Genomic DNA, 16,882 nt, shown 5'->3' with positions numbered 1-16,882 from the left:
AGTGCTCATGGAGATGCGCTCAGCTATCGTTGTTGGTGCGACTGGATTAGTAGGATCAACGCTTGTAAAGCAATTATGTGAAAGTGATGAATACGTAGCGGTAACTGTTATTGCGCGTAGAGTATTAGATTACTCACATCCTAAATTAGTTGTACGAATAAAAGAATTTGACGCATTAGCAGAAAGCGATATGGAATTCGCGCATGAAATCTTTTGCTGTCTTGGTACAACTATTAAAAAAGCGGACTCACGTGAAGTATTTGAAAAAATTGATGTGGAATACCCCGTACAAATTGCTGCAATGGCAAAAAATCGTGGCATTCAGCATATGATTGTTATTTCAGCAATGGGAGCAAACGAGAAATCCTTCGCATATTATAATCGAGTGAAGGGCAAAATGGAAAAGGAGCTTATCGATATCGATTTACCTCAGCTATCTATTGTTCGCCCATCATTATTAGTAGGAAATCGCTCTGAGCTGCGAGTAGGAGAAAAAATAGGTGCGGCTGTCTTGGCGGTATTCAATCCATTATTAATTGGTCCGTTGAAGCGCTACCGTTCAATTAAAGCAGAGCAAGTAGCTTTAGCGATGATGGTCATCGCACTTTATCATAAAAATGCTAAATTAGCGATTTACCCATCGAACGAGCTTGCACAAATGGCACTGCCTGAGCTAGAAGAAGAGCCAGAAATGAAGCGTGAGGATTTATTCAATTGGAATAAACTTCAATCAGGCAATGTATTAGATGAAGAAGTGACATTTGATAAGTCTAAGATGAAGGAATACAAGGCAGAGCAAGATACGCCAAAAGACTGAAATTCAGCTTTTCTTGCGTCGTACCCTGTTCGACAACGTTTGCATCTGCTACAATAGGTGACGAAGTAAACACTAATTCAGCAATAGTGGAGGTTTAAAAAATGAAAATTTTACTCGTTGACGGTACAGTTTTTGGACGTAAAACAGGCGCCGTTCTTCAACAAGTTGAAAAATATATTCAAGAATACAACAAAGATTTACAGCTAGAGCTTCTATATTTCTCAGATTTAAAGCATCAAATTTTGGACGGTAGCCCTCTAAATGATGATATGAAATTGATGATACAAAAATTCGAAGAGGCAGATGGCTATGTTATTGCATCGCCGATTTTCCAAGCATCGATTCCAGGTGTATTGAAAAATGCCTTTGATATGATTAGCCCAAAGACGATGCGTTACAAGCCGGTAGCAATGATTGCAAACGGTGGCACATATCAGCATCATTTAGTAATCGAAAATCAATTAAAGCCGATTTTAGATTACTTCCGCTGCTTAGTAACACCAAACTATGTTTACACACATTCAGATCACTTCGATGCGGATAACAATATTATCAATAACGATGTGCACAATCGTTTACGTGAACTAGCACGTGTTTTCGTCCAATATTGTGAAATGAGCAAAAATCTATGTAAAGAACCAGTCGATACACCTTAAAATAAAACGGAGCCGTCCAGAAAGTTCACTTTCTGGACGGCTCCGTTTCTTTATATAGTAAATTTTTGATTAAAATTGTCACCATTACCGTCGCAAAGGGAGCGTCCCAAAATGACGTTTCAGACATCTCCTTTGTTTATCCTATCTTCTTACATACATAAATCATAGAGTAAGCATCATTGGTAATTGGCGTTTCGCTCCAATCTTGATAAACATGCTGGATGATAAAGCCATTTGCCTTTAATAGCCGCTCCATTTCTTTTGGATAAACATAGCGCAAAGTAATATGTGTTCGTTGCTCATCAGCGCTATCGTGAGATCTTCGGATTGTCGTATAGTGCTGAAGCTGATTCAACGTATCATAATGGCTAATTGTATAAACATCTACTTTGTTTTGTGTATCGTGATCGATATAGCTTCTCCAATATTCCTCGGTAGGTGGCTGCAATAATTCCTCCGCACTAGGGAATCTTGTATCGAAAATGAAAATGCCACCTAATTCTAAATGGCGATTAACTGCTGTCAATAAATTATCTTGTGCTTCATTTGTGAGGAAATGCTGAAAAGAGTTGCCGACAGTGTAGATTAATTGGCTTTTCAAACCTAGCTGTAGCTTACTGCAATCTTGCTCAATCCATTCAACTGCAAGGTTTGCCTTGATTGCTTTCTTTTTTGCCTCTTCTAACATAGCATTGTGAATATCAACACCAATTAACTGGTGACCGTATTGAGCAAGCGGGATGGTCGCTCGCCCTGTACCACAGGCTAAATCAATAATTATTCCTTGCTGCTGTGCTGCCCATTTCAATAGAAATGGAACATCTGCCAAATGATTTTCGTTTTCTTTATCATATAGAATGGGATTGTTGTATTCTTCTGCATTATGTAAGGTCATAGTTACTCCTTTTGTTTTATATAAGTTGGCATTCATTATAACATAAGAAGAATACATAATTAGGAAAAGAGGTGCTAAAGAATGAGTAAAATAGAAGCAATTGTATTAAATGAAGAGGATGCAAAGACCGCAGAAGCATATGGAGCAGATCGTTTAGAGCTAGTTTCAGCTATTGCTGAAGGTGGCTTAACACCTAGCTATGGCACAATCAAGCAAGTAGTCAAGAGCGTGCAAATTCCTGTAATGGTGATGGTACGTCCACATAGCTATCATTACAACTATCAACAAAGTGAATGGGCAACGCTGCTGGAGGATATTCGCATAATAAAGGAGCTTGGCGCTGCTGGCATTGTATTTGGCGCATTGACTACAAAGAATACGATTGATTTTGAACTTTTGTCAAAGGTGATAGAAGAAGCGGATGGTTTAGCAATTACATTTCATCGTGCAATTGATGAAGCAAATACGCTTGATTTATACAAAGCGCTATGCCAATCATCCTATCACGTGCACCAAATACTAACATCTGGAGGGCAAAGGACAGTGCCAGAAGGTTTAACGACATTACACGCTCTAATACAGCATGCCTCAAAGCAATTAAATCCTCCAATGATTATGCCAGGAGCTGGGCTAAATGTGCACAATATTGCATCTGTACATGAGGTACTACAGGCGCAGTTTTACCATTTCGGCTCAGGGATTCACAAAGAAGGCAGCTTTGCTCAAGCTATTGATGTGCAGGCATTATCACAAATAAAAAATATATTGAGCTAGGAAGAATCCCTGTTTTTTGAAAAAATACTAAAGTGCTAGAAAATAAGCCCGATATAGACTATGAAACAGAGGAGGTCGGAAAATGAATAAAAAATTATTTTTTACTTTAGGGGCGATTCCTATTGTAATGATTGCGCCTGCTGTTGTACATGGAGAAGAGACACACACTGTATCAATTACAGGTGAAAAAACAGTGAATGAAACATTGAAAGCAACGATTGAAAAATTACCAGCGAATTCACTCGTTAAAAGCTATCAATGGTATTATGCGGAAAATGTAGCAGGTGAAGGCTCAAATGGCGCAACATATAAGCCAATTACTGGTGCAACGCAAGCGACATTAAAAGTGCCAGTAGATGCAGCAGGACGCTCTATTTTTGTAGAGGCAACTACGACAGAGGGCATTAAATATAAAAGTGAGTCAGTAGAAATCAAGGCATTGCAATTAGCGATTACAGTGCCGAAGCTAAATGATTTTGCAGTACCAGGAGAGACGGTGAAAGTACAAGGTGCTATTGCTACAGATAATGCGGGTGCCAAACTACAAAATGGGCAGGTTACATATAGCTATCAATGGTTTTATAAAGTAGGGGAATCCTTTACGATTATTGATGGTGCAACAAGCAGCACATATACAATTGCTAAAGACGCATTAGCTAAAGATGTAAAGCAAATTATTGTGAGGGTAACAGCGAAAGCAGGAAAAGCATCGGTAGAATCAGATGTTTCTAATGTGCTGACGATTTCAAATGAAGTAGTTACTTCAATGATTGATGAGATTAAAGAAATTTTCGTGAATGATTATCAATACAAATTTACATCTATTCCATCTTTTAAAGCGCAATTAACAGATTTAGATAGCAAGTATCAAAATTTATCAGCAGCGGCGAAAGAAGGTGTAACAAATTATACGTCGCTAAAGCGTGCATTAGCTGATGTTGAAGCAATTGAAAAGCTACAAGAAAAAGTAAGTAAAGTAGATGAAGTGGCGGAAAAGGATAAGGCGAAATATTTAAAGGAAATTGAGGAAGCGTACAATAAGCTAGACTTATTGCAACGTAGCCTTGACCCACAAGAAGCTTTATACAAAGATATTCGTAATTTACTTGACCCGCATGCAGATGAGGAGTTCAAGGATGTCAGAAAAATTAATGAAGCAATTCAAGCATTATTAGTTTATGAAGCGTCTTTTACAAAATATAATGCAGCAGACGCAGCTAGCTTACAAGCAAAGGTTGAGGAAATCGATAAAAATATCGCTACATTGTCACAGGATGCAAAGGCTGCTATTCAAAATCAATCCGTTTTACAGGATGCCAAGCAGGACATTAAAAAAGTGCAGCAATTCATTAAAGCATTTGATAAATTATCATTGAATGATACGCCAAATAAGCAGGTGACAACAGCAAAATCAATTCGCAATGCTTATGACAAACTGACATATAAACAATCACAATTAGTGACGAGTGAATGGATTACGCTATTACTACAGGCAGAAAGCGCAGAGAAGCAACAAATTGAACGCTTGAACAATGAAATTGCAGGCTATGTTGGCAATCTCGGCACTCATTACCCGATAAATCCTTCTAGCACTTCGTGGAACAGCTATGTTAATGATGTCAATCGCCTTGTAAGTGAATATAAAGGTTTAACAAAAGCATCAGCAACACAAACTGTTGGCTATGATAAGCTTCTTACACTACAGAAGGATTTCAAGACAGCATTAAAAGTAATCCAAAGTATTGATGCGTATCAAAAGCTGTCTACAACGAAGGGTGTAGCAAGCAATAAATTGCAATCAACTTATACAAGTACATTAAAAGCGTATAATAAATTAACGAGCCTTCAGCAATCACTAGTTTATAATGCCGAGACATTTTTGAAAAATGCACCCAAAACATCTGTCGACCCAGGCAAGCAGGAGCCTTCAGATAAAGCGGTGGCAGAAAAGCTAATAACAGATATTGAAAAGTTAGCAAAATTTGAGAATTACACATTTGCCACGTTTGAAAATGCGGTGAATTCGGCAACAACGGTCTATAAAAGCCTATCTTCTGGCGCGCGTAAATATGTAACCAACTATCATGTGTTAACAGCTGCAAGCAAGGATCTTTCGGCAGTCAATTCGTTTCATAAAAAAGTACAGGCTGCACGCGAAGAAACAGATGTAAAAAAGCAAACGAAAAAAATCGAATCAGTTCAAAAAGCATATGACAAGCTGCCTGCAAAGCAACAATATTTAGCCAAGCAGCAATATGAAAACCTACTAGCGAACCGTTTAGTGGACAACAATGCACCGAATTTAACACGCTTAAATAATGAAATTGCAGCGATACAAGTTAACGGCATATATACAGTATCTGTCGAAAAAATTAATGAGCTATCAGCACTATATAATAAACTGAACGCTACAGATAAAAAAGCTGTAACGAATGGCGACATATTAAAGACAGCTGTATCAGATGCAAAAAAAGTATCGACTTTCATGGCACAATACGACAAGTCCTTTACAAAGGATCCGAGCACGGTCATTAAAGCATTTGCTAAGCTGACAACAAAGCAAGCAAGCCTAGTAAGCTCAACAGTTCGCCAAGCAATCAGTAACAAGGAAAAGGAACTTCAATCAGCTAATGGTGTATTAACATTAATTGAATCCATTAATGGGCTCGTTGTGAAAGGTGAATACATCGCCAACTTGGACAACAAAGTGAAGGAGCTTCGAGCTGCTTATGATAGCTTAAGCACAAGTGATAAAAACGCTGTGAGAAACTATAAAAAGCTAACAGAAGCGGAAGCGGATTTGAAGAAAATAGCGGATATACACGCACAATATGTCCCAGCAGATGGTGACGACAAGAAGCGAAAAGCATGGAAATCAGCCTACAGTAAGCTATCGAAAAAACTAGAGGTTCTATACAAACACATGTATCCAAGCGACATATAAAAGCAAAGGCACCCGAAATCAAAATTTTGATTTTAGGTGCCTTTATTGTGTAGTCGAAGTTTAGCCCAATTTCTCCAGAATTTGATAATCTTTTGTCTTTGTATAAGGCACACCATAATCCTTACAAAACATAATCAAATCTTCAAAAACCGTTTCAGGCTTAAACAACGCCACTCGGATTGGCAAGCTCTTCGACGTTTTAATAACAGCTAAGCGCGTTGCCCAATTAAACCGTTTAAACGTCACTCTTACAATATCCGCTGTTTGAACTTCCTTTGTATACACTGTTTGACCGAAAAGTGTCGTTGTGTAAGTGATTGTATTATTTTTGATTGTAAAGGTATATTTCAAAAATATAAACATTAGCAATAAAAGTAATGTTACACTACTTATCAACTGAAGCCAAAACTCTGTCACAAGCAAAGTAGGCACCGTTAAAAGCCCCAGCATAAGAAAAAGCAATCTTGAGGTTTTTGCTTGGTAGGTTATGGGGAGCGCTCCTTTCAACGGAATGATATGTAGCTGACATTCTTATTGTTCTACTAAATAATGATAAATATCGTATTGAACAGGCTGTTCTAGTAAGAAATTCATTGTTACAACCGAGTTGCCATCAGGCATCATTCCATTTTGAGCACTTTCCTCGATAACTTTGAGTTGACCCAAATAATAAAAATCGCTTCCTTCACCATCATCCTTTTTTACAAATAAATAAACTGGTGAATTTGTTTTATTAGATGATAAAATAGTTTGCACTTCACGTGAATTTAAATTTAATCGGCTTCTACTATACCATTTAAAAATCCCAGGCGATAAAAATTCATCACCATATGCCTGGCTAGAGATAATATCATCCTTTTTATGGTAAGTGACGAAAATTGGTGTTGTATTATGCTTTGTACGATAACCATAAATAGTAGATGATGAATCAGTAGTCCAATTTAGAAGGCGGCACACATCACGACGTGAGTATTTAGCATACAGTGTAAACGGTTTATTGTTATTATATTTTTTATTGTTATGCATAGCGCATTTCAAAATATCTTCAATCAATGTTTTGAAGAAATTATTTTGCAGGAAGCCTTTAATATCTTTATTGAAGCTATATGTTTCATTATGAATATTGATTAAAGGTTTAGTACCAAATTTTTTCTTATCATTTTTTGTATGAAACTGTAATGTTAATATATTTTCAACTGATTTTATTGCTTCTTCATCTATATGGGTGTCATATTGTTGTATAGCGCCGATATATTCTAGTTTTGTTACTGTATCCTTTTGCAACAATAGATTTATTAATAGTATTTCATGAATTCTTTTTCCATTAATAAATTCAAAAGAAATCATAGTTAAAACAGATTTAGCGTATTCTTGTAATAGAGGTATGTCCTCTTTTAATTTTAATAAGAAATTATAGTGGTTATTTGCATAGCGAATGATTACTTCGGGATCGAGTGAATTTTGTTCGATAAAATCGTATAGCAAAGGTAATCGATTTAAGCGTCTTTTTAATTCATTATATGCATCACGAAGAGCTTTTAAAGTTGATAAGTTTGTATTATTGATAGCTTCATATATACGCTTTTTAGCAATCTCTTCAAAATTGATTGTAGATACCCCTTGAATATAATTGGTATTAACAGTTTTACGACGGATATTGTCTTTATTCATTGAATTGTCACCAGATAAAGCTATGGGAATTAGATAGTTATTTTTATAATTACCAATAAAATCGATAACAGTTAAGTATTCTTTATCTTTATGTTTTCGTAACCCTCTCCCCAGTTGCTGAATAAAAATAATACTCGATTGTGTTTGTCTTAGCATCACAATTTGATTTATGAAGGGAATATCGATTCCTTCGTTAAAAATGTCAACTGTTAATATATATTCAAGTTTACCTTGTTCTAAAAGCTTAATAGCAGTTTCTCTTTCTGATTGTGAATTATCTCCTGTAAGAGATGCTGTCTTTAAGCCTTGCAAATTTAAAATACTAGAAAGCTCTCTTGCTTCTTCTTTAGAGCTGCAAAAAATAAGACCACGCAATTTTTCTCCAGAGTATCCATAATAATTTATTTTCTCAATAATATGCTGCACTCTTTCCGGGGCGATAAGTCGATTTAATGATGTTGTTTCATTAATAATTTGTCCATTATATTCATAGTCTGTTACCCCAAAATAATGGAAAGGGCAAAGCATGTCTTCTTCGAGCGCGGTTTGGAGTCGGATTTCGTATGCGATATTGTAGTCAAATAAAGAGTAAATATTAAAATTATCCGTTCTCTCAGGAGTAGCTGTCATACCAAGCATAAATTTGGGGTTAAAGTATTCAATTATTTTTTGATATGACTTTGCACCAGCCCTATGTACTTCATCAATTAAAATATAATCAAAATGTTCTGGGGACAATTCGTTTAAATATATTTCTTTAGAGAGTGTAGAAACTGTTGCAAACAAGTATCGGGCATTTATATCTTTTGAGTTTCCAGATAAAATACCATAATCTTCTTCATTGCCTCCAAGAATCTTTTTATAATCTTGAATTGCTTTATTTAAGATCTGTTCACGATGGACAATAAATAAGAATCTATCAGGCGCAAAGTTTCTCACATCAAAGGCTGATAAATATGTTTTTCCTGTTCCAGTAGCAGAAATAATTAGGCCTTTTTGTGCACCAGTTTGTCGTAAAATTTTTAATTGTTCAAGGGCACCAGATTGCATTTCATTAGGTTGAATAGATAAGGCCTGTTGTAATGAATTAGTTAAATAAGTAGACTCCAATTCTACTACATTGGCTAGTTGTATATTTGGGTTTTCAAATTGCTTTTTATAAGTTTTTTCGTATTGAGTAATCCATTCTTTTGATAGGGGAGTAGCAGTTCTCCACATTTCCTCAAATTGATTTTTAAAATGATGAATGACTTCACCGTTTTCAAGAGAAGTTAAAAAAATATTCCATTCTAAGTTTGTTTTTAGAGCGCTATCAGTTAAGTTAGAGCTTCCAACTATTAAGGAATAGTAATCCGTATGCTCAAATATATAACCCTTTGAATGGAATCCTTTAATATCAGATAACCGAACATCAACATTTTCAAGCTTGAGTAGTTCTTTAAACATTTTAGGTTGATTAAAGCTTAAAAAAGTAGACGTTAAAATGCGTCCTTTGATTCCATTCTTTCGAATATCTTGCAATACAGCTTTTAGAGTAGCTAAACCACCTTCTGTAATAAACGCAACTGAGAAAATAAAAGTATTACAAGTTTTTAATTCTTGTGAAATAGTAGAAAGAACGTTTTCATGTCGCTTATTTACTAATAATTTGGGCTTGAATTGATTAGTTACAATAATGCTTTTATCAATAAATCCATGGTACAAAGAGCTTTGCATCATTTTTGTAAGCTGCTCCATCATGATCACTATCCTTTAATAGTTATTTTGGGTAATTAACTTTTCTACTGCTGGAATATCTGCTGGAGCAAATTCTAGTGAATATAAATCTTCTCGTTTAACCCATTTAGCATCAGCATGTTCGGTAACTTGAGGATCACCTTTAACAATTTGTGCCATATATGTTTCCAAGCGAACGATAAATGCACCATAATCATAAGTAGTATCCTCTACTTTCTCTTTTATCATAATTTCACAATTAAATTCTTCTAATATTTCTCTATAGAGCGCTACTTCAGGTGTTTCATTATTTTCTATTTTTCCACCTGGAAACTCCCAAAGGTTAGGAAGAGACATTTGGCTACTACGTAAAGCGCAAAAAATCTCTTTTTGTTCATTTTCAATAATAGCACCTACTACATGAATTGTTTTTTTCATTCTATAACACCTTAACTTTCAATATTATGTATGAATTGACGATAGTTTGTACTAATTTTATCATGATTTAGTAGAAAACGCTCATCTCTATAGGGAGCGAGCTGAATGCTTCAATTGCTTTTCATTTAGATTCCCACTGAGAAAGAAGAATTTAGTCTAAGAACACTATGACTGAATGACCAATATCCTGTTGTCCTAAAGTCTCTGGCGTAATTGATTAAATTTGCCTGCAATAAGCAAACCTCCTGTTAACGTTGTCCCCTTTACCCCCTCTTAACACTTTTTACACAACCTTCTCAAACCATCCACACTTACTTAATGTTTGTTTCGTACTATAAATCTTGTAAGCAAATAAAAATAAAGCAAAACAAACGGAGGGTCCAATTTGATGATGATTCAAAAATGGTGGAAAAAAGGCTTGATTGGGGTAGCGGCAATTTCGATGCTGGCGGCGTGTTCTGATAGTTCGTCTTCTAATGGGAAAGAGATAGATAGCAATGTATCGCTGGAGGAGCTTGTTGCAAAGGCGAAGGAGGAGGGTGTAGTTAATTCTGTTGGGATGCCGGATACTTGGGCGAACTGGGTAGAAACCTGGGAGGAGCTTGGAACAGAGTATAGTCTGAAGCATGCGGATACAGATATGTCGAGTGCTGAGGAGCTGGCAAAGTTTGAGGCAGAGAAAGATGATGCGACAGCAGATATCGGAGATGTAGGGATTGCCTTTGGACCAATCGCAAAAGAGAAGGGTTTAACATTACCGTATAAAACATCTTACTGGGATGACATTCCTGAGTGGGCAAAAGATGATGAAGGGCATTGGATTGTAGGTTATACAGGAACAATTTCATTTATTACAGATACAAACAATGTGAAAAATCCACCAAAATCATGGGAAGATTTAAAAAATGGTGATTATCAGGTGAGTATTGGGGATGCATTAACAGCGAACCAAGCGCAGTTTGCTATTTTAGCGGCAGCGATGGCTTTTGGGGGAGATGAGTCGAATATTCAGCCGGGTATTGATTTCTTTGCAGAGCTAGCGAAGCAAGGGCGCTTGCAAGGTGATCCAAGTGTAGCGAATTTAGAAAAAGGCGAAATTGATGTAGCCATTCTTTGGGATTTCAATTCACTTGGTTATCGTAGCCAAATTGATGAAAGCCGCTTTGATGTAGTGATTCCAGCAGAAGGCTCAGTGACGTCTGGATATGCAACAGTTATTAATAAGTATGCAAAAAATCCGTATGCAGCAATGCTAGCACGTGAATATATTTTATCTGATGCTGGACAAGAAAATTTAGCAAAAGGCTACGCTCGTCCAATTCGTGAAAATGTAGAATTATCAGCAGAGGTGAAGGCATTATTATTACCAAGCGATATGTATACAAATGCACAGCCTGTGAAGGATCAAAAGAAATGGGAAGAAACAACAAAGCAAATACCGCAGCTATATCAAGAGCAGGTGTTAATCCATGCAAAATAAAAAAGTGGTGTTAATTGTTGTTGACGCGCTACGTTTTGATACAGCTTGTACACATATGGGCTTTATGCAGCATTTAGTGGAGCAAAATATGGCAGCACGCTATAAAGTTTGTTCGGAGGTTCCCGCTTTATCAAGACCGCTATATGAAACGATATTAACAGGGACACCGCCACTTGTGCATGGGGTCGTGAGCAATATGCTTGTGCGTTTATCGACGCAGACGAGTCTTTTCCATGTTGCACAGCAAAATGGTTTGTCAACAGCCGCAGCAGCTTACTATTGGGTAAGCGAGCTGTACAATCGCGCGCCGTTCGTGCATATGGAGGACCGAATTCAGCTAGACAAAGAGCTGCCGATTAATAACGGCTTGTTCTATTTTGAAGATCATTATCCAGATAGTCATTTATTTGCAGAGGCAGCATGGCTAATTGATAATAAACAGCCAGATTTTCTTTATGTGCATCCGATGAATGTCGATGACGATGGGCATAAGTTTACAGCTGATTCAGCAGGCTATCGCAATCGCGTTTTGGCAACGGATAATTTATTATCGTTATTTATTCCGAAATGCTTAGCACATGGCTATGAGGTGATTGTGACGGCGGATCATGGGATGACGAGCGATGGCAATCATGGTGGGACGACAGCGGAGGACCGTCACGTACCGATGTTTGTGATTTCCAGTGCAGTGAAGCCAGGGATTCGTGATGGTATCGTATCACAATTACAAGTGGCACCACTTTGCTGTCGCTTGCTCGGTATTGAGCCCGCAGAAAGCATGGTTCCGTTGTTATTGGATGGTGTGAAGGCAAACGTGGAATAAAATTCGAAAAACGTGGAATAAACCCGCAGAAACGTGGAATAAATCTCAAAAAACGTGGAATAAACCTGCACCGAAGCGGAATTTCACAAATTTGCGCCTAGCTGAATAGCGGGCGCACTCTACTTTACATATAAAAAAGAAAGAAGGAATTGCTGTGATTTCCAAACGCCAAGCATTTATATGGTTATCTCCTTTTATAGTGCTCGTGCTGCTATTTTTCCTTGTGCCGCTACTTTATATGCTCATTACGAGCTTTCAAAGTAATGGTGCATTTACGTTGCAGCAGTATCAAACGGTTTTAACGAATAGCTATATTTTACAAGGCTTTAAAAATAGTATTACGCTGTCGGTTGTATCTGCTATCATCGCATTAATCGTGACATTATTTGCTGTGTATGCCATCATGAATTTTTCGGAGCCTATGCGTGAGCGAATTTTGATTTTAACAAACTTAACATCGAATTTTTCTGGTATTCCACTAGCCTTTGCTTTTATTGTTTTACTTGGCAATAGCGGCTTATTTTCATTGCTATTTGATAAATGGGAAATCGGTGTACTGTCATCATTTTCGCTCTATAGCTGGGCAGGATTATTGCTTATTTATGTGTATTTCCAAATGCCGTTAGCGCTAATGCTTTTATATCCGATTTATGATGGGATACAGCAGCAATGGAAGGAGGCATCGGCTCTTTTAGGTGCTTCGACATGGCAGTTTTGGATGAAGATAGGTATTCCAATTATCCTACCAGGTGTTGTTGGAACATTTAGCGTATTGTTTGCTAATGCGATGGGGGCATACGCTTCTGCCTATGCGTTAACGAGTAGTAATTACAATTTAGTAGCGATTCGTATTGGCTCGTTAATTAAAGGCGATATTTTCGCACAGCCTGAGCTGGCAAGTGCAATAGCAGTATTGCTTGCGGTAACAATGGTACTAGCGATGCTGTTAAGTGAGTGGAGTATTGCAAAAACGAGGAGGAAATTATAATGAAAAAACGAAGCTTTACCGATTTATTTTTCCTTCTATTTGTCGTTTATATTGTGCTACCAGTTGCTGCGACGATGCTTTATGCCTTTGCAGATAAATGGAATAAAACAATATTGCCAGAAGGGTTAACTTTGAAATGGGTGATGACCTTATTTCAAGATCCCGCCTTTATTCAAGCATTCGGGCGCTCTGTGTTGTTAGCTGGTGGGGCGGTCATCGTTGCATTACTTGTCATTGTCCCAGCAATTTTTGTTATTGTGTTATATTTTCCGAAGTATGAAAAGTGGATTCAAGCGACTGTTGTGATGGTTTATTCCTTCCCAGGTATTATTTTAGCAGTAGGGCTAATTCGCGTTTATAGCCAATTTGGTATATCAATGATTTTAGTTGTGCTTGGCGCTTATGTTATTGGTATATTACCTTATATTTATCAAGGTACACGCAATAGTTTACGCAATGTCGATGCGCGTCAGCTTTTAGATGCAGCGCAATTGCTTGGTGCTTCTAAAATGCAGGCATTTACGAAGATTTTGCTGCCGACTGTTTATCCTGGGCTATTTGCAGGGGCTTTGCTTTCTTTTTCTGTGCTGTTCGGTGAATTTGTGTTAATCAATCTTGTTGTTGGCTCACGCTTTGAAACAGTGCAAATTTATTTAATGAAAAAGCTAAGCACAAGCGGGCACATTGCGAGTGCAGTTGTCTTTGTATATATTGTGTTAATGGGCATTTTAACATTTATTGCAGCAAAAGTGACGAAAAAGACGAAAGGTGCTACAAACGTATGAGTTATATAACGATTGAAGGACTTCATAAAAAATTTGGAGATACGACGGTACTAACAGAAATTGATATGCAAATTAATAAAGGCGAATTTATTACACTATTAGGCCCAAGTGGCTGTGGAAAAAGTACAATTTTACGCATATTGGCGGGGCTAACAGAATCCTCAGCAGGCGTTATTCAAATTGATGGTAAAAATATGATGGGGGTACAGCCGAAGGAGAGACAGGTAGGCATGGTGTTCCAATCCTATGCGTTATTTCCGAATATGACGGTGTATGAAAATGTAGCATTCGGCTTGCGTATGCAAAAGGTGGCCAAAGCAGAAATTGATAAGCGTGTACAGGAAATACTTACAATTGTTCGCTTGACGGAAAAGGCCCATTTTTATCCTAAAGAATTATCAGGTGGGCAGCAGCAACGTGTTGCTTTAGCACGTGCAATTATTGTTCGACCTAAAGTGCTTCTGCTAGATGAGCCGTTAAGTGCACTAGATGCACAGATTCGCAAAAAGCTACAGGTGGACTTGCGTAATATTCAACAGCAGCTTGAGATGACAATGATTTTAGTGACACATGACCAGGAGGAGGCGATGGCAATTTCAGACCGCATTTTCGTAATGAATAACGGAATGATTGCGCAAAGTGGGACACCAACTGAAATTTATACAAGCCCTAAAAGCGAATTTGTAGCGAATTTTATTGGACATTACAATGTATTTACACGTCAAATGCTAGAAAAAATGGTTGGTGCACCTTTATCTATTAAAGGAGAAAAATTTGCAATCCGCCCAGAGGTCATTCATCTTGACCAGAAACAAGGTGATATTGCTATAGCGGGTATAGCGCAGCATTCTTTAATGAGTGGGAATGTTATTCGTACGACATTTGAAGGTGAAAGTATGTTTGTAATGGAGCAGCTACATCAACGTGAACAAAAGGTGATGCTTGGTCAAAAATATACTTGCTATGTTGCGCAGGAAGATGTGGTCGCATTATTATGACGTACGCAAAAATCGAGCGCTTTGAATACATTGTAAAGCAGCTAGAGCTTGAAGGGAAAATTATCGTTGCTAATATTGCCGAAGCGTTGCAAGTAGCTCCTGAGACAATTCGTCGAGATTTTGATGAATTGGAGCAGCAAAAGCTATTAACAAGGGTCCATGGTGGGGCTGTAAAATACATGAATGTAAGAAATGAGCCAGCCTTTTTACGTAAGCTTCAAATGCAGATGGAGGCAAAGCGTCAAATTGCACGTGCAGCAGCTCACCGTATTCAGAACGGAGATACAATTGCTGTGGATACAGGCACAACGACTGTGCACATTGCAGATTTTCTGCTTGCAGTGGATGATGTAACGGTTGTAACAAATTCAATTGCAGCAGCTGTTCAATTTAATTTAGCAATTGAAGAACGCCGTATGACAGGAAAAGTAATTGTACTTGGGGGTATGACAAACCCAGCACAATCCTCATTGGTAGGCGCCATGACAATTGAAATGCTTAGTAAAATGAATTTTGATAAAGCATTTTTATCATGTGGTGGAATTAGTGAAGGCATCGTTTATGATTATGATTTAGATGAATCTTTAGTTTCAAAAAAAATGCTGGAGCAAAGCAAAAAAAGCTATTTATTAGCTGATGCTACGAAATTAAATAGTAAATCCTTTTATCAAATTTGCCAGTTGGATGCATGTGTAGAAGTATTGTGTGATCAGGCTTGTCCGATAACATGGCAAGCATATGAGGAAATTTGGACGCTATGTCATGGAGGGAAATTTGGATGATTGATTATCATGTACATTTAGAAGAGGGACCATATTCATTTCGTTGGCTAGAGCGTACTGCGCAAGCATTACAAGCTTATGAAGAAGATGCTACAGATAAGGGCTATCGTCAAAATGTAGAGCGACAAGTGCAATTATTATCCGAGCGATTACAAAAAGGCTGCTATAGTGAGGAATGGCTTGATTTATATTTACAGCAAGCAAAACGGTTAGGCTTACGGGAAGTAGGCATTGTCGATCATTTATATCGCTTTAAAGAAACACGCGCATACTTTGAACGTTATATGGAGCTGGACGAGCAGCATGAATATGGCAGTTTACAGCGCTATTGGCTAGAGCGTGTAATGACCGAGAATATAGATGAATTTATAGAAACGATTCAGCAAGCAAAGGAAAAATGGCATGAGCAAGGTGTGACGCTGAAGCTTGGTGTCGAAGCTGATTACTTTATCGGTGGGGAAGAAGAGTTAGCAGCATTGCTAGATGGGCATCCTTGGGATTTCGTAATTGGCTCTGTTCATTTTGTGGATGGCTGGGGCTTCGATAATCCGCAAACAGAGTATATTTTTAAGCGCATGGATGAAGCGGTATTAAAGAAGCATTATCAACGTTTTTTTGAAACAGTTGAAGGCATGATTGCATCTAATTTATTCGATTTTGTAGCGCATTTAGATAATTTTAAAGTGTTTAATTATAAAGTGCAGGATAAAGTTTTTTTGGACACAGCGTATAAGCGTATTGCAAAGGCGTTGATTGCCACAAATACTGCTACAGAAATTAATGCAGGCTTATATTATCGTTATCCAGTTAAGGAAATGTGTCCAAGCCCACGCTTTTTGCAAACATTATTAGCGTATGGCGTCGAGTTTACAGTTTCATCTGATGCACATTTCCCAGATGATTTAGGGAAATTTACATTTGAAAACGCACAGCAGTTAAAAAATGCGGGAGTTTCTTCACTAGTAACATTTAATCAGCGAGAAAAACAATATATAGAGATTGAGTAGAGCTGTTGGAAAAGCAAATGAGTACGTGCTTTTCCAGCAGTTTTTTTATTCATAGTAATATGATACTAACAGTTATAATATTGCACAGAATTTGTTTAGGTCCACATA

At 37.5% G+C, this 16,882-nt stretch carries 15 protein-coding genes; 11 read left to right on the top strand and 4 right to left on the bottom strand.

All coding sequences use genetic code 11. The annotated features are described in order from the left end of the window. Window positions 1-7: 7 nt before the first annotated feature. Window positions 8-817 (top strand): NAD(P)H-binding protein, encoded by an 810-nt coding sequence (locus M3Z76_RS11185; RefSeq protein ID WP_293926636.1) that lies wholly within the window; start codon window positions 8-10, stop codon window positions 815-817. 101 nt (window positions 818-918) lie between these two features. Then, entirely contained in the window at window positions 919-1,473 is a 555-nt protein-coding gene (locus M3Z76_RS11180; protein WP_293926640.1) for an NADPH-dependent FMN reductase, read from the top strand. Between the two features lie 136 nt (window positions 1,474-1,609). Here the strand turns inward: M3Z76_RS11180 and M3Z76_RS11175 are convergent, their stop codons facing one another. Next, window positions 1,610-2,368, bottom strand: a complete 759-nt coding sequence (locus M3Z76_RS11175) for a methyltransferase domain-containing protein (protein WP_293926643.1) — start codon at window positions 2,366-2,368, stop codon at window positions 1,610-1,612. Window positions 2,369-2,449: 81 nt separating this feature from the next. On the opposite strand from M3Z76_RS11175, the gene M3Z76_RS11170 reads away from it, so the two are divergent. Together M3Z76_RS11170 and M3Z76_RS11165 are read left to right on the top strand one after the other, a co-directional pair. Next, the gene (locus M3Z76_RS11170; RefSeq protein ID WP_293926645.1) at window positions 2,450-3,142 is read left to right on the top strand and encodes a copper homeostasis protein CutC; all 693 of its coding nucleotides are present in this window, start codon (window positions 2,450-2,452) and stop codon (window positions 3,140-3,142) included. Window positions 3,143-3,224: 82 nt separating this feature from the next. Then, the gene (locus M3Z76_RS11165) at window positions 3,225-6,086 is read left to right on the top strand and encodes a hypothetical protein (protein WP_293926648.1); all 2,862 of its coding nucleotides are present in this window, start codon (window positions 3,225-3,227) and stop codon (window positions 6,084-6,086) included. A 60-nt stretch (window positions 6,087-6,146) separates the two neighbouring features. Here the strand turns inward: M3Z76_RS11165 and M3Z76_RS11160 are convergent, their stop codons facing one another. From M3Z76_RS11160 to M3Z76_RS11150, 3 genes are all read right to left on the bottom strand, one after another. Continuing rightward, window positions 6,147-6,518: a diguanylate cyclase gene (locus M3Z76_RS11160; protein WP_293926651.1), complete on the bottom strand. Its 372-nt coding sequence runs from the start codon at window positions 6,516-6,518 to the stop codon at window positions 6,147-6,149. Between the two features lie 99 nt (window positions 6,519-6,617). Further along, window positions 6,618-9,494, bottom strand: a complete 2,877-nt coding sequence (locus M3Z76_RS11155) for a DEAD/DEAH box helicase (RefSeq protein WP_293926757.1) — start codon at window positions 9,492-9,494, stop codon at window positions 6,618-6,620. 15 nt (window positions 9,495-9,509) lie between these two features. After that, entirely contained in the window at window positions 9,510-9,911 is a 402-nt protein-coding gene (locus tag M3Z76_RS11150) for a (deoxy)nucleoside triphosphate pyrophosphohydrolase (RefSeq protein WP_293926654.1), read from the bottom strand. 388 nt (window positions 9,912-10,299) lie between these two features. Here M3Z76_RS11150 and M3Z76_RS11145 point away from each other — a divergent pair, with 388 nt between their 5' ends. The 7 genes from M3Z76_RS11145 (at window position 10,300) to M3Z76_RS11115 (ending at window position 16,774) form a co-directional block, all read left to right on the top strand. After that, on the top strand, window positions 10,300-11,391 hold the full coding sequence (locus M3Z76_RS11145) for an ABC transporter substrate-binding protein (protein WP_293926657.1): 1,092 nt from the start codon (window positions 10,300-10,302) through the stop codon (window positions 11,389-11,391). Next, window positions 11,381-12,214 carry an alkaline phosphatase family protein gene (locus M3Z76_RS11140; RefSeq protein WP_293926660.1) on the top strand — a complete coding sequence of 278 codons (834 nt, stop codon included), beginning with the start codon at window positions 11,381-11,383 and terminating at the stop codon, window positions 12,212-12,214. The genes M3Z76_RS11145 and M3Z76_RS11140 overlap by 11 nt, the downstream gene beginning before the upstream one ends. Before the next feature lie 154 nt (window positions 12,215-12,368). Next, entirely contained in the window at window positions 12,369-13,202 is an 834-nt protein-coding gene (locus tag M3Z76_RS11135; protein WP_293926663.1) for an ABC transporter permease, read from the top strand. Continuing rightward, window positions 13,202-13,987: an ABC transporter permease gene (locus M3Z76_RS11130; RefSeq protein ID WP_293926666.1), complete on the top strand. Its 786-nt coding sequence runs from the start codon at window positions 13,202-13,204 to the stop codon at window positions 13,985-13,987. The genes M3Z76_RS11135 and M3Z76_RS11130 overlap by 1 nt, the downstream gene beginning before the upstream one ends. Beyond that, window positions 13,984-14,985: an ABC transporter ATP-binding protein gene (locus M3Z76_RS11125; RefSeq protein ID WP_293926668.1), complete on the top strand. Its 1,002-nt coding sequence runs from the start codon at window positions 13,984-13,986 to the stop codon at window positions 14,983-14,985. The genes M3Z76_RS11130 and M3Z76_RS11125 overlap by 4 nt, the downstream gene beginning before the upstream one ends. After that, window positions 14,982-15,767 (top strand): DeoR/GlpR family DNA-binding transcription regulator, encoded by a 786-nt coding sequence (locus tag M3Z76_RS11120; RefSeq protein WP_293926669.1) that lies wholly within the window; start codon window positions 14,982-14,984, stop codon window positions 15,765-15,767. The genes M3Z76_RS11125 and M3Z76_RS11120 overlap by 4 nt, the downstream gene beginning before the upstream one ends. Then, on the top strand, window positions 15,764-16,774 hold the full coding sequence (locus M3Z76_RS11115; protein ID WP_293926671.1) for a histidinol phosphate phosphatase domain-containing protein: 1,011 nt from the start codon (window positions 15,764-15,766) through the stop codon (window positions 16,772-16,774). Before M3Z76_RS11120 ends, M3Z76_RS11115 begins: the two co-directional genes overlap by 4 nt. Window positions 16,775-16,882: the final 108 nt, after the last annotated feature.

This window comes from Metasolibacillus sp., from assembly GCF_025291715.1.
In the GTDB taxonomy this organism is placed as follows: Bacteria; Bacillota; Bacilli; order Bacillales_A; family Planococcaceae; genus Metasolibacillus; species Metasolibacillus louembei.
The sequence above is the reverse complement of the archived record's forward strand: the minus strand, read 5'-3'. Positions and strand labels throughout refer to the sequence as shown.

Bases quoted from the DNA above. Each gene is read 5' to 3' on its own strand.
- M3Z76_RS11185 (WP_293926636.1), top strand. From the start codon at position 8: ATGGAGATGCGCTCAGCTATCGTTGTTGGTGCGACTGGATTAGTAGGA.
- M3Z76_RS11150 (WP_293926654.1), bottom strand. From the start codon at position 9,911: ATGAAAAAAACAATTCATGTAGTAGGTGCTATTATTGAAAATGAACAA.
- M3Z76_RS11140 (WP_293926660.1), top strand. From the start codon at position 11,381: ATGCAAAATAAAAAAGTGGTGTTAATTGTTGTTGACGCGCTACGTTTT.
- M3Z76_RS11175 (WP_293926643.1), bottom strand. From the start codon at position 2,368: ATGACCTTACATAATGCAGAAGAATACAACAATCCCATTCTATATGAT.
- M3Z76_RS11165 (WP_293926648.1), top strand. From the start codon at position 3,225: ATGAATAAAAAATTATTTTTTACTTTAGGGGCGATTCCTATTGTAATG.
- M3Z76_RS11130 (WP_293926666.1), top strand. From the start codon at position 13,202: ATGAAAAAACGAAGCTTTACCGATTTATTTTTCCTTCTATTTGTCGTT.
- M3Z76_RS11155 (WP_293926757.1), bottom strand. From the start codon at position 9,494: ATGGAGCAGCTTACAAAAATGATGCAAAGCTCTTTGTACCATGGATTT.
- M3Z76_RS11115 (WP_293926671.1), top strand. From the start codon at position 15,764: ATGATTGATTATCATGTACATTTAGAAGAGGGACCATATTCATTTCGT.
- M3Z76_RS11125 (WP_293926668.1), top strand. From the start codon at position 13,984: ATGAGTTATATAACGATTGAAGGACTTCATAAAAAATTTGGAGATACG.
- M3Z76_RS11145 (WP_293926657.1), top strand. From the start codon at position 10,300: ATGATGATTCAAAAATGGTGGAAAAAAGGCTTGATTGGGGTAGCGGCA.
- M3Z76_RS11180 (WP_293926640.1), top strand. From the start codon at position 919: ATGAAAATTTTACTCGTTGACGGTACAGTTTTTGGACGTAAAACAGGC.
- M3Z76_RS11120 (WP_293926669.1), top strand. From the start codon at position 14,982: ATGACGTACGCAAAAATCGAGCGCTTTGAATACATTGTAAAGCAGCTA.
- M3Z76_RS11170 (WP_293926645.1), top strand. From the start codon at position 2,450: ATGAGTAAAATAGAAGCAATTGTATTAAATGAAGAGGATGCAAAGACC.